We start from the raw sequence: 13256 nt of genomic DNA, 5'->3' as shown, positions 1-13256 counted from the left end.
GCAAGGAGAAACAGTGGAATTCGCCGCGACTGTTGACGCCTCGCGGCCGACTTAGTGGAACGCGATACTGTCCAGAATATGCTTAACCAACAGATCATGGCCTGAAGCACCTGATTCCGGGGTCAATATCTGCAGGGTCACGACGCGCGCGCTGTAAGGCGTGACCAGTATGGTGCCCATCATGGCTTCGCCTTTCATCTCCTGTTTGCTGTCAATACGCAGAAATTTGTGCCCCCCCGCCACGGGCGTGGTCTGGCCGGTTTTTGTCACATGGTTGAATTGGGTCTTGAGGCCGGAAAACGCACCCTGGGCCATTTTATTAAAGGCATCGTCGCTGGTGTCGTTGGCATCCCCGGCGGCGGTGGGAACCTCACTGATGCCCACCACCTGGGAACGGGATTTGTTAACGTACAGGCTGACCACGACGCCTGAATTTTGTCCGGCGGCGTCTTTCCGGCTTTGATCAACAAAATCCCCCGGCAATCGCAGAGTGATTTTGCCGTCGAGCACGGCGACGCTGATATCCTGATTCGCCGCAACGGCCGGCGCGTTTGCGGCCGCATCAGGGGTTGGCGAGGCCGGGGTTTGGGTCGCCCCACCGGCAATCGGCAGCGCTGATGCCGCCAGAATGAGCAACGACGTGATAATGGTATAGCGCATGGGCATGGCCTTATCTGTTTTTCAATGATTCGCTCCGTCCCACCGGACGGTATACCCGTCATACTTCAAGTTGCAGGTGCGTTGGCTTTCCTGCAACTCGAATTATTTAGGGTATACAATGCACAGTGCAAAAAAGCCGACTTTAAAAGCATTGTCATATTAAAAGGATAGCCACTTTTCAAGCGCAGCGGCATTTTTAACATCATATCAGATTAAAAACCATGGCAAAAATCCGGCCCGCGGATGTTCGCCGACCCGGCAGGGAAGAACGTCACGGGTTAAAAAGGGTCCGTCCGGGGAACCCGGTCCGTTGATAATGCCACCGCTTTCTGATTGTACAGGTCCGCCAGCCGGCCTACCAACGCCGCGCCAATCATGTCGAAGGCATCACTGCCAAGGGCCAGACGTTTGGGCGCGGGATTGATCGACACGGAATCTATCATGGCCGCCACCATTTTGCCGGCATCGCCGGTAGTGGAAAAGGCGCCCGCAGCAACGCTGCGGCGGAAATCGCCCACCGGCGTCGGTTCATACACCGCCATTACCGGCGTACGGGACAGGTTTTCGCCGCCAAAACCGGTGGGGGCCACACCCGGTTCAATAAGCGTAACCTGGATATTGAAGGGCGCGATTTCCGGAATCACCGCCTCATAAAAACCTTCAATCGCCCACTTGCTCAAATGGTAAAAACTCAGGCCCGGGAAAGAGAGCTGTCCTCCCATGGAGGACAGCTGCAAAATCCGCCCCCCGCCCTGGGCGCGCAAATAGGGTAAGGCGGCCCGGGTGACCTGAACCGATCCGATAACATTGGTATCGATTTGCCGGCGGATTTGCTCGTCGGTGGCCTCTTCGGCGGCGCCGGCCACGCCGAAACCGGCGTTGTTTATCACGACATCAATTTTACCGAACCGCTCAAAGGCTTCTTTCACCACCCGCCGTATGGCGGCGGTATCGGTTACGTCCAACTGCGCCACCGCCAGGGTGTTCTCATAGCGGCTTTTCAAATCATCCAGCGCGGCGGTTTTGCGCAGGGTGGCAAACACCCGATCGCCGCGGGCCAATAATTGTTCGGTCAAAGCACGGCCGAAACCACTGGAGGTTCCGGTGATGAACCAGCTTAAAGTCGACATATTTCTTCTCCGCAAATGTGGGGAACAGGCGTAAACCACCCTTCCTGACGAAAACCATTAATAACGCCGCCGGCCCACGTAAGATGGAGGTGTTATCAACCGTCGGGACTTATGCTAGTCCTCTGGATTAATGAGATATAGACGAGTAAGCTACATCTGCTTTGAACCTGAGGTTTATAATCGGCATCTATGCTTAACGATCAACTGGATGGAATCACCCCTTTTATGGCGGTAGCCGAGCTGAAAAGCTTTACCGAGGCGGCGGCGCGCCTGGGAGTTACTCCTACCGCGGTCAGCAAGGCCATCAGGGTTCTCGAGCACCGTTACGGCGTAGTGTTATTCCAGCGAACCACCCGGCGGGTCGCCCTGACCGAAGCCGGCGACAGTCTGTACCGGCAAATGCGTCCCGCGGTGGCCGATATGCTGTCGGCCATAGAGACCCTTGAACATTATCGCCACCGGCCGCAGGGAACCCTGCGGGTGACCGCCCCCCGCAATAACACCGCGGATTATCTGTTCAACGCCATCGTTCCCCGCTTCAGGCAAGCTTATCCGGAGGTCATGCTGGATATCTCCCTGGACGACGGATTGGTGGATATCGTTGCCGAAGGATTTGACGCCGGCATTCGTTTGGGAGAATCGGTTGAGGGCGATATGGTGGCGGTTCGCCTGACCCCTGAAATCTCCTGGTCGGTCGCGGCGACGCCGGAGTATTTCATCCGGGCGGGTCGTCCGGTTATCCCGGAAGACCTGTTGCGCCATGAGGCCATTCGTTATCGGTTCGTCACGTCCCGAATCGTTCACCGATGGGAATTTCGCAGCGGCCGGCGGGATTTTGTGGTGGATGTGAAAGGCGGTATTATCGTAAACGACCGCAATCTGCTGATCGAGTTTGCCCTGCAGGGCCTGGGGCTGGCCTTTGTCAGCGATTACGAAGTGCGCCACCATTACGCCGCCGGACGGCTGGAAAGCGTATTGCGGGAATATATTCCCAGCGACAGCGGGGTGTTCCTCTATTTTCCCCAGCGTTCGCAAACGCAGCCGAAACTGCGGGCGTTTATTGATATGGCAAAGGAGGTTGCGTCCCAGCCCGGCTTCCTGGACCGCTTTCGTGAATAACGCACTAGGGGATATTTTTCATCCGCGCCCTTAGGATACAATAATGCGGCATGCTTTTTCGTCCGCTACCTGGGTAAACCGCCGTGAATAAAATCTCTTCGCCACAGGATACCGACCCCGCCGCCATGGCGGGCCTCAGGCAATGTCCGGTCCGCCAGCGCGGGCAGCTCACCCGGTCCGAACCGGACTGGCTGGCGGAAGAGGTGCCGGTGGCGCTGGTGTATAACGGCATATCCCATGTGGTTATGATGGCGACGCCGAAAGAGCTTGAGCAGTTCGCCCTGGGCTTTTCCCTCTCGGAAGGCATTATCGATCACCCCGCTGAAATCTACGGCATGGATGTGATGCAGGCCTGCAACGGTATGGAAGTGCATATTGAGCTGTCCAGCCGCCGATTCATGGCGTTGAAGGAACATCGCCGCGCCATGGCCGGCCGCACCGGATGCGGCGTGTGCGGCGTCGAACAGCTGGACGAAATCGCCAAGCCCATCAGTCCGCTGCCGTTCACCCAGACCTGGCCGCTGGAAAGACTGGACCAGGCGCTGGCCCAGTTGAAAAGCGTGCAGCCCATCGGGCGGCTCACCGGTTGTACCCACGCGGCGGCCTGGATTACGCCGGCGGGAGAACTGACCTTAGGCTGCGAGGATGTGGGCCGTCACGTGGCGCTGGATAAACTGCTGGGCTATCGCGCGCGGGCCGGGGCCATGCCCGGTGCGGTGCTGGTGTCCAGCCGGGCCAGCTATGAAATGGTGCAGAAATCCGCCATGTGCGGCGTGGAAATCCTGTTCGCCGTCTCGGCCGCCACCGCGCTGGCGGTTGACGTGGCGCAGCGGTGCCGGCTTACTCTGGTGGGCTTCAGCAAGCCGGGCCGGGCGACGATTTATACCCATCCCGAGCGAATCCTGGATAGCAAAAGCTAAACATGTTCTTTAAAAGGGACTGATAAACGTTTTCATAAACGTTTAATTAACTATAATGATCGGATTGCTTACGCGGCACTAACATTTATTCCGGGTGCCGCACCACAAAAATGGAGAAGATAACTATGAGCTATACACTGCCATCCTTGCCGTACGCTTACGACGCCTTAGAACCGCATTTTGACAAACAAACGATGGAAATCCACCACACCAAGCATCATCAGACCTATGTCAATAATGCCAATGCCGCGCTCGAAAGCCTGCCTGAATTTGCCAACCTGCCCGTAGACGAACTGATCACAAAACTGGATCAGCTGCCGGCGGACAAAAAAACCCCGCTGCGCAACAACGGCGGCGGCCATTACAATCACAGCCTGTTCTGGAAAGGCCTGAAATTGGGCACCCAGCTTCAGGGTGAATTGAAAACCGCCATCGAACGCGATTTCGGTTCCGTGGACGCTTTCAAGGAAACCTTTGAGAAAGCCGCCGCCACCCGCTTCGGCTCCGGCTGGGCCTGGCTGGTGAAAAAAGGCGATAAGCTGGCGGTGGTCTCAACCGCCAATCAGGACAGCCCGCTGATGGGCGAAGCGATTTCCGGCGCATCAGGCTATCCGATTATCGGCCTGGATGTATGGGAACACGCTTATTACCTGAAATACCAGAACCGCCGTCCTGATTATATCAAAGCGTTCTGGAGCGTGGTGAACTGGGACGAAGCGGCCAAGCGCTTCTCTGAAGCCAAATAACGCCGCTTTATCGGCTGATTAATGAAAAAACCATCCCGCGGGATGGTTTTTTATTTTAACAGCAGTTTATCCGTGAAGGCCTTTTTCGCGCTGATGCGCACGAGATATTCGGTGGTGGACAACACCATGGTGGAGCGCACAATCTGCTGATAGCGCTGCTGCTGCATTCTTACCAGCGCATCGTCCCCCGGCACACGGGAAAAATCCGGCAATGGCGGAAACGCCGTAACGCAATGCAGTTCGCTGAACGGACCGAGAATTTCATCATCGGTAAAACGGTACTCTTTGGGATCGTCCTGCAAGGCCTCATGCAAAGCCAGCAGCAGCTCAGCATCTTCATATTCCTGCCGGCTGATAACCCCCAGGGCATAAACCAATTTCAAACGCACCGGCAGTTCTCCCAGCGGCCCGGCGCCAACCAATAGCGGTTCCACGGCATACTTCACCGCGTAATCATCCTTGCGAAATATTTGAAGCACCAGGATATTGACCGCTTCAGCCAATAAAGTCACCGCCGCTTCCATCAGATCCCTCACCGTCGTACCGGCGTTCAGCTGTTCCAGAACCTGATTTTCATGCAGTTGCGTATTTTCCGTCATCACCTAACACCATGTAAAATCCGGGGACGAGGCAGGCCTTACCCCCGGGTCTCGATCATCATTGCATGGCGTTATAAATAGTCACCACCTGCTCAACCACCTCACTGTCTTTTTCAAGACCGGAAACCTGCGCCAAAGCAGCCTCCGGCCCAGATTTTTCCAGTAATGCCGCCCATTCCTGCGCCTGGGGATCCTGCTCGCTATGGTAATGCATCGCAGCGGCGATACCTTTCATCAGGTTGTCGTGACGTAGGCCGTATTCCAGCGTGCCGCGCAACGGTTTGATTAACCGATCGCCGGCACTGAGCTTACGCAGCGGCTGGCGGCCGACGCGTTCCACATCGTCGTGCAGATAGGGATTTTCAAAACGCTGCAGGATTTTATTGATGTAAGCGGCATGTTTTTCCGGATCGAAACCGTAACGGTTAATCAGCACCGCGCCGCTTTCTTCCATCGCCCCCTTCACCACCTGGCGGATCGCCGGATCGAGAATGGCGTCGCGAATGGTTTTATGTCCCGCCTGCTGTCCCAGATACGCGGTAATGGCATGGCCGGTATTTAATGTGAAGAGTTTGCGTTCCACAAACGCCATCAGATTATCGGTCCGTTCCATACCGGCAATGGCCGGCGGCTCGCCTTTGAACTGGGTCTTATCCACAATCCATTCACTGAAGGTTTCAACCGTGACCGCCAGCGGATCCTGGCTGCCGGCCTGGGCCGGCGGGACGATGCGATCCACCGCCGAATCAACGAAACCCACGTTCTGACCGACCCAGTCATGGTACTGGTCCGGCAGCGCTTTCAGCACATGCTGCTTCAATTGGCTGGTGCCGCGCACCATGTTTTCACAGGCGATGATATTCAGCGGACGGGCGTTACCCGCATCATGGCGCTGTATCAGCCCTTTGGCGACGCCTGCGGCTATACGCTCAAGAATCTGCGGGCCGATGGCAGTGGTCACCAAATCCACGGTAGCGATTAACGCCGTCACATCGGGGCTGCCGCTGTGGACGGCGCTGACATTACGCACTATCTCGACCCGAGACTGTTCACCCACGACATGGACTTCATATTCGTGGCGCGCGTTCAACGCATCCAGCACAACCTGATTAACGTCCGCAAATACCACTTCAATCCCGGCATCGGCCAATAGCTTGCCGATGAATCCACGACCGATATTACCTGCTCCGAAATGTAATGCTTTCATAGATTTAACCTTGGATTCTCTTAGCTAAAAAGGGGCCGTGACGGCCCCCTCTCAAATACAACCGGTTCCATCCGTTACGACGCGCTTCTGACCGGCTTCTGGCCTTTCAGCAACTCCAGCACTTCAGCGACGCTGGTGGTGGTGCTTAACCGCGCAATGACGGTTTCATCATCCAGGGCGTTGGTCAGGCTGGTGATGACCTGGATATGTTCATTGTTTCTGGCCGCGATACCGATGACCAGGCGGGCGACATCGTCTTCTTCGTCACCGAACCGGACACCGTCCGGATATTGGCAGAATACGACGCCGGTGCGTAACACCTTATCTTTGGCTTCGATGGTACCATGGGGAACGGCAATGGATTCACCCAGGTAGGTAGAGGTCAGCTTTTCACGTTCCAGCATGGCATCAACATACTCGGGTTGGACATAGCCGCCTTTCACCAGCTGTTCACCGGCGAAGCGGATGGCCTGCTCTTTCTGATCGGCATGCTGTCCCAGGAAGATATTGGCTTCGGTAAGACGGAACAGATTCTGTTCGCTGCCCTCAAAGCTGTCATCCAGGGTCGACAGGACTTTTTGCTGCTTCGCATCGGTCTTTTGCACCGCTACCAGGCGGGCCGTCAGATCGGTATACAGGCCGCTGTCGAGGAAGTTGGTCAGGGAAATATGCTGGGCCTGCGGAGCATGACGCATAGCGCGCTCGGTCAGATCACGGTGGGTAATCACCAGGTCCACATCTTCAGGCAGGTCGTTGATGGCGGCATTGGTCACGCTGATATTTTTCAGCCCGGCCTCATTCACCTTCTTACGCAGAACACCGGCGCCCATGGCGCTGGAACCCATACCGGCATCGCAGGCAACGATGATTTTACGTACCGAGCTCAGGTCGCCGGTGGCGCCGGCGGTAACCGGAGCGGCCATGCCTTTGGACTGGGCTTTCATGTCTTTCACACGACGGGTCGCTTCATCCAGATCATCCCCTTCTTTCGCTTTGGTGCTCTTGAGCAGAATACACGAAATAACAAAGGAGACGGCAAAGGCGGCGACTACCGCGGAGATGTTGGCAAAGTACGACCCTCTGGGCGTCATGGCCAGCACCGCCAGGATGGAACCCGGAGATGCCGGAGACACCAGGCCGCCGTGCAGCAGGCCCAGGGTGAATACGCCGGTCATACCGCCAAGGATTACCGCCAGCAGCAGGCGCGGGTTCATCAGGACGTAAGGGAAGTAGATTTCGTGGATACCACCCAGGAAATGGATGATGGCCGCACCGCCGGCTGATTGTTTAGCGGTTCCGCGCCCGAATATCATATAGGCGGTCAAAACGCCCATGCCCGGACCGGGATTGGCTTCAATCAGGAAGAATATGGATTTGCCAGTAGCGGTAGCCTGCTGAATACCCAACGGTGAGAAGATACCGTGATTGATGGCGTTATTCAAAAACAGGATCTTGCCCGGTTCCACAAAGATGGACGCCAACGGCAGCAAATCGTGGCGAACCATCAGGTTTACGCCGGCGGACAGGAAATGGGAAATGATTTCAACGAACGGCCCGATCAGCAGGAATGACAGGATGGCCAATATCATGCCGATGATACCGGCTGAGAAGTTGTTAACCAACATCTCGAAGCCGCTCTTGATTTTGCCGTCCACCGCGCGGTCAAAGCGCTTAATGGCCCAGCCGCCCAAAGGACCGGCAATCATGGAGCCCAGGAACATGGGCATATCGGCGCCGGCAATCACACCCATGGTGGTAATGGCACCCACTACGCCGCCACGTTCGCCGCCCGCCAGCCGTCCACCGGTATAACCGATTAACAGCGGCAGCAGATAGGTGATCATCGGGCCTACCAGCTTGGCCAATGTGGCGTTTGGAGTCCACCCGGTGGGTATAAACAGTGCGGTAATAATCCCCCAGGCAATAAAGGCTGCGATATTCGGCATAACCATATTGCTGAGGAAACGGCCAAAATTTTGTACTTTGACCTTGATATCCGATGAAGACATAAAAACTCACCCCTATTGATACGCGCCAGACAATAAGGGCGCGTGAATATTGTTGCGACAGTGTTGCACAAACTGTCAGTAGTTCTATAAGCAGCGCGACTCTACCACGCTCAGTTAGTTAAGCGTACTACCGGGACTAAAGTGTGAGGAATATCACTGGATACCCCCCCTAAAGCACCCTATATTAGTGATTTACATCACAAATAAGCATTGTAAATAAATCACAATTTAACTTTTAGTAAGCTAACAAGGACAGTAATGTGATACATATCACTATTTTATGGGGAGAGTTTGTTTGATAAATGTGAGTTGAGTCACAAATTATTTGTGAGTAAAAATTTTGTTAACAGGTATAGCGGCATTGATATGCGTAAATTTGCGACAGCCTTGGCAAAACAAAACAAGGTTTTGTAAGAAACTTACCGGTAAATGTCTCGCCCGGCGACGAGAATATCTGCCGGGCAAGTCATGCCGATAGGGAAAGCAATATGATGGATCTGCGGCCGTGCCGGCCAAAACCCAGCCGGCGCTTATGCCTCAGGGCAAGGTGGCGCCGCCATTGTTTTGGGCCTGCACCAGCTGTTGGTACTGACTTTCCAGGCCCTTCATCAGTTCATTATACTGCGTCGCCGGCAACCGGTTGGGAAATGACACCGCATTGGCGCCAAAGGTCACCTGATTACCCTGCGTATTGAGGAAATCACCTACCTGCACCAGCGTGGACGACAGTGTGGACGCCGCGGCAATCACCGGCGCCACTTTTTGCACCGGCTGCGTCACCAATTTGGCGTAGGCCTGATCATAAACCGTTTTCAAATCAGCCGGCTGCTTAAGGCCCGCGCGAGCATCATCGGCCTGTTTTTTCAGCTGCGCGATTTGCGGCGCCAGTGCGTTGAGGGCGGCGGCGGATTGCTGCACATCCTGGCGGCGGGTGAGATAATCCTGCGGAACCCTGATCTGGCTAATAAGATCCAATACCGGCAGCAGGCTGGTATTCACCGACTGGGTATATTGCTGGGTAAAGGTCAACAGCACCTGATAATCATTGGTATAAGGCCCGAACTGCTTTTTTTGATCGTCGCTAAGGGTGGGCAGGCGCTCACCGCCCGGCAGCACGGTGGTTTGTAGAAACTGAATGAATGCCTTACGTTGATCGGGCTCTTTATCGCCGCAGGCGGTGATCTGCACCGCCAGCAGCATCAATACTGGAATCATCAGCGCATAGCGCAGCTGCGCCAGTCTATCCCTTAACATCATGACCGAATACTCCTGTAAAATATTTCACTGGTTTACTCTGGTTTGCGAATCGCCGCATCCTCATAGCAGCATAAGGATAGCCCACTTTTAGCGGAATAAATACGCTAAAACTGTCCTTTAGTATTACCTATTGGGCAAAACATCTATTGGATAGCACCGGCTATTAGGATAATGGAGAGTGATATTTCATACTTTTTTTGTTGATTGACTATGCAGACTTGATTGATAAACTCAAGGCCGTTCAGCATATTAAGGGAGGTATTATCTTTCAATGATTTCCCTCATCAGCATCAAGCCTTAATTTTCATAATATTGCAGTAAGTAAGTTATACCGCTGACAACCCATACTCAATAAAAACAATGGTTTTCAATGAGGAATCGTCAATTAATTCATTATTTTCAGTTTGACTATTCGAATAGATAAAGTATCAACATCATTATTTATAGCCAATGTTTTGATCTTGGCAAAATAGTCGCCCCTAACTAAATAGATTATTTTTAGGCCTATCTTGTCATGAGGCATGATGGTCAGGTACGCGCCCGGCAAACCGCCGGGCGCGCCTAGACGCTATTGCAGCAGCGAGATATCCGCCACCCGCAAAAACAGCTTTTGCAGTTGGTCGAGCAGCGTAAGACGATTGACCCGCACCTCGGCATTTTCATCCATGACCATCACCTTATCGAAAAAGGCGTCTACCGGCTCCCGCAGGGCGGCCAGCTCCACCAGCGCTTCCTGGTAACGGCCCTCGGCAAACAGCGGCTCAAGCTTATCGCGCAGCACCTGGAGGTGCGCTGCCAGCTGGATTTCCGCCGCGTCTTTCAGCACCGCGGCCCGCACGTCGTCGTTCAGGGTGTCGGTGGCTTTGGCCAGGATGTTAGACACGCGTTTATTGGCGGCCGCCAGGGATGCCGCCGCGTCCAGGGTGCGGAAATAGCTTACCCCACGTACGCGGGCGTCGAAATCCGCCGGGCGGGTGGGCCGGCGGGCCAGCACCGCCAGGATGGTATCGACGCTATGGCCCTCTTCCTGATACCAGGCGCGAAAGCGGCCGAGCATAAAGTCCACCACATCCTCTACTACGCGGGGATTAGTGAGTTTTTCACCATACTGGCGAGCCGCTTCCTCCGCCAGGGCCGTCAAGTCCAGGGGCAGGCGCTTTTCGACAATGATACGCAACACTCCAAGCGCCGCGCGGCGCAGGGCGAAGGGGTCCTTATCGCCTTTGGGATGCTGGCCGATGCCGAAAATACCGGCCAGGGTATCCATCTTCTCCGCGATGGCCACCGCGCAGGAGACCGGCGTGGAGGGCAGGGCATCTCCGGAAAAACGCGGCTGGTACTGCTCTTTCAGCGCCAGCGCCACGTCTTCCGGCTCGCCGTCGTGGCGGGCATAGTGCATGCCCATCACGCCCTGGGTATCGGTGAACTCAACCACCATATTGGTCACAAGGTCGCATTTGGACAGCAGGCCGGCGCGGGCGGCGTGTTCCGCATCCGCGCCAATCTTTCCGGCAACCCAGCCGGAAAGGGATTCGATACGGTCGCTTTTATCGCGCAGGGTGCCGAGCTGCTGCTGGAACAATACCGTATCCAGACGGGGCAGCCGGTCTTGCAGCCGGGTTTTCAGGTCGGTGTTGTAGAAAAATTCCGCATCCGCCAGGCGCGGCCGCACCACTTTCTCATTGCCGGAAATCACCTGCCGGGGATCGATGGATGCGATATTGGAGACAAAAATAAAATTCGGCAGCAGCTTTTCCTGCGCGTCATACACCGGGAAATATTTCTGATCCCCTTTCATGGTGTAGACCAGCGCCTCGGGGGGCACCGCAAGGAATTTTTCTTCAAATTTCGCCGTCAGCACCACCGGCCATTCCACCAGAGAAGTCACCTCTTCCAGCAGACTGTCGGTCAAATCGGCTTTGCCGCCGATGCGCGCGGCGGCCGCTTGTGCGTCCCGTTTGATAATCGCTTTACGCTCTTCGTAGTCGGCTATCACCTTGCCGCGTTCCAGCAGTAAGGCGGGGTATTGATCGGCGTTATCGATAGTGAATTCGGCTTCACCCATAAAGCGGTGTCCACGCACGGTGCGCCCTGACTCAATGCCCAGCACGCGCCCCGCGATCAGTTCGCTGTCCAGCAATAGCGTAACGGTATGCACCGGACGGATAAACTGCGTATCGCTGTCGCCCCAGCGCATCATGCGGGGAATAGGCAGTTTGCCAAGGGCGGCGGTCACCATGCCCAGCAGCAGTTCTTGCGCGGGTTTGCCTTTAACGGACGCCCGGTAGAGCAGCCACTCCCCTTTATCGGTTTTCTGGCGTTCAGCCTGTTCAACGGTAATGCCGCAGCCGCGCGCCCAGCCCTCGGCCGCCTTGGTGGCATTGCCCGCGGCGTCGAACGCCTGGGAAACGGCGGGACCGCGCTTTTCAATTTCGCTGTCTGCCTGGGCGGCGCCCAGGTCGCTTACCTTGAGCGCCAGGCGGCGGGGGGAGGCGAACCATTTAACCTCGCCGTGGGGCAGGTTGGCGCCGTCAAGCTCGGCGGTAAACAAAGTGGCAAAAGACTGCGCCAGCTGGCGAAGCGCCTTCGGCGGCAGCTCTTCCGTGCCGATTTCCGCCAAAAAAGTATGTTGCGTCATGGCTGCCTCTTATTTCTCGTTCTTTTTACACATCGGGAAACCCAGCGCTTCACGGGAAGCGTAATACGCTTCGGCGACGGCTTTGGTCAGCGTGCGGATGCGCAGGATATAACGCTGGCGTTCGGTAACCGATATGGCCTTGCGGGCATCCAGCAGGTTAAAGCTGTGCGCCGCCTTCAAAATGCGTTCATAGGCCGGCAGCGGCAGCGGCTGATCCAGGGCCAGCAGCTTCTGCGCTTCTTTTTCGTATTGATCAAAGCAGACGAACAGAAAATCGACATCGGCGTATTCAAAGTTGTAGGTGGACTGTTCCACTTCGTTTTGATGGAATACGTCGCCATAGGTCGTCTTGCCCAGCGGGCCATTGCTCCAGGTCAGATCGTAAACGCTGTCCACCCCTTGCAGATACATGGCAAGGCGCTCCAGGCCGTAGGTGATTTCACCGGTTACCGGACGGCACTCCAGCCCGCCCACCTGCTGAAAGTAGGTGAACTGGGTGACTTCCATGCCGTTGAGCCACACTTCCCAGCCAAGACCCCAGGCGCCCAGCGTCGGATTCTCCCAGTTGTCTTCGACGAAGCGGATATCGTTGATGGTGGGATCCAGCCCGACCTCTTTCAGCGAACCGAGATACAGCTCCTGGATATTATCCGGCGAGGGCTTGATGATGACCTGAAATTGGTAATAGTGCTGTAAACGGTTCGGATTCTCACCGTACCGGCCGTCGGTGGGACGGCGGGAGGGCTGGACGTAAGCGGCGGCGATGGGCTCTGGACCCAGCGCCCGCAGGCAGGTCATAGGGTGGGAAGTACCCGCGCCGACTTCCATATCCAGCGGTTGGACAATGGTACAGCCCTGGCGCGCCCAGTAATCCTGCAATGTCAGGATCAGGCCCTGAAAGGTCTTGGGATCAAACTTTTGCATGTTGAATTCGCACGCGATAAAAGTGGATTTATTAAGAATGCGCCAGT

General features: G+C 55.7%; 11 protein-coding genes. 3 read left to right on the top strand and 8 right to left on the bottom strand.

Annotation, left to right across the window (positions count from 1 at the left end):
• Positions 1-51 precede the first annotated feature (51 nt).
• Together ACL2XO_RS01590 and ACL2XO_RS01585 are read right to left on the bottom strand one after the other, a co-directional pair.
• Positions 52-660: a hypothetical protein gene (locus tag ACL2XO_RS01590; RefSeq protein ID WP_413742049.1), complete on the bottom strand. Its 609-nt coding sequence runs from the start codon at positions 658-660 to the stop codon at positions 52-54.
• Positions 661-938: 278 nt separating this feature from the next.
• Positions 939-1790, bottom strand: coding sequence for an SDR family oxidoreductase (locus ACL2XO_RS01585; RefSeq protein ID WP_413742048.1), 852 nt, complete (start codon positions 1788-1790; stop codon positions 939-941).
• Positions 1791-1979: 189 nt separating this feature from the next.
• Between ACL2XO_RS01585 and ACL2XO_RS01580 the strand changes: the two genes are divergently transcribed.
• From ACL2XO_RS01580 to sodA, 3 genes are all read left to right on the top strand, one after another.
• Positions 1980-2909: a LysR family transcriptional regulator gene (locus tag ACL2XO_RS01580; protein ID WP_203524285.1), complete on the top strand. Its 930-nt coding sequence runs from the start codon at positions 1980-1982 to the stop codon at positions 2907-2909.
• 125 nt (positions 2910-3034) lie between these two features.
• Complete coding sequence (gene fdhD, locus ACL2XO_RS01575) at positions 3035-3829, top strand: formate dehydrogenase accessory sulfurtransferase FdhD (protein ID WP_413743017.1); 795 nt, start codon at positions 3035-3037, stop codon at positions 3827-3829.
• Between the two features lie 125 nt (positions 3830-3954).
• The gene (gene sodA / locus ACL2XO_RS01570; RefSeq protein ID WP_132924043.1) at positions 3955-4575 is read left to right on the top strand and encodes a superoxide dismutase [Mn]; all 621 of its coding nucleotides are present in this window, start codon (positions 3955-3957) and stop codon (positions 4573-4575) included.
• A 50-nt stretch (positions 4576-4625) separates the two neighbouring features.
• Here sodA and ACL2XO_RS01565 read toward each other — a convergent pair whose 3' ends face one another.
• The 6 genes from ACL2XO_RS01565 to glyQ all read right to left on the bottom strand — a co-directional run bounded on the left by ACL2XO_RS01565 (position 4626) and on the right by glyQ (position 13209).
• Positions 4626-5174 carry an MltR family transcriptional regulator gene (locus ACL2XO_RS01565; protein ID WP_132924044.1) on the bottom strand — a complete coding sequence of 183 codons (549 nt, stop codon included), beginning with the start codon at positions 5172-5174 and terminating at the stop codon, positions 4626-4628.
• Between the two features lie 58 nt (positions 5175-5232).
• Entirely contained in the window at positions 5233-6381 is a 1149-nt protein-coding gene (locus tag ACL2XO_RS01560; RefSeq protein ID WP_413742047.1) for a mannitol-1-phosphate 5-dehydrogenase, read from the bottom strand.
• A gap of 74 nt (positions 6382-6455) precedes the next feature.
• A complete protein-coding gene (locus ACL2XO_RS01555; protein WP_413742046.1) occupies positions 6456-8390 on the bottom strand; it encodes a PTS mannitol transporter subunit IICBA in 1935 nt (644 codons plus the stop codon).
• Positions 8391-8927: 537 nt separating this feature from the next.
• Entirely contained in the window at positions 8928-9644 is a 717-nt protein-coding gene (locus ACL2XO_RS01550) for a DUF3053 domain-containing protein (protein WP_203524312.1), read from the bottom strand.
• A 571-nt stretch (positions 9645-10215) separates the two neighbouring features.
• Positions 10216-12285 (bottom strand): glycine--tRNA ligase subunit beta, encoded by a 2070-nt coding sequence (gene glyS, locus ACL2XO_RS01545; RefSeq protein ID WP_413742045.1) that lies wholly within the window; start codon positions 12283-12285, stop codon positions 10216-10218.
• Positions 12286-12294: 9 nt separating this feature from the next.
• On the bottom strand, positions 12295-13209 hold the full coding sequence (gene glyQ / locus ACL2XO_RS01540; protein ID WP_132924048.1) for a glycine--tRNA ligase subunit alpha: 915 nt from the start codon (positions 13207-13209) through the stop codon (positions 12295-12297).
• Between the last annotated feature and the right edge of the window lie 47 nt (positions 13210-13256).

This window comes from Sodalis sp. RH15 (assembly GCF_047324255.1).
GTDB lineage: Bacteria > Pseudomonadota > Gammaproteobacteria > Enterobacterales > Enterobacteriaceae > Acerihabitans > Acerihabitans ligni.
This window is presented reverse-complemented; position numbering and strand designations above follow the sequence as displayed.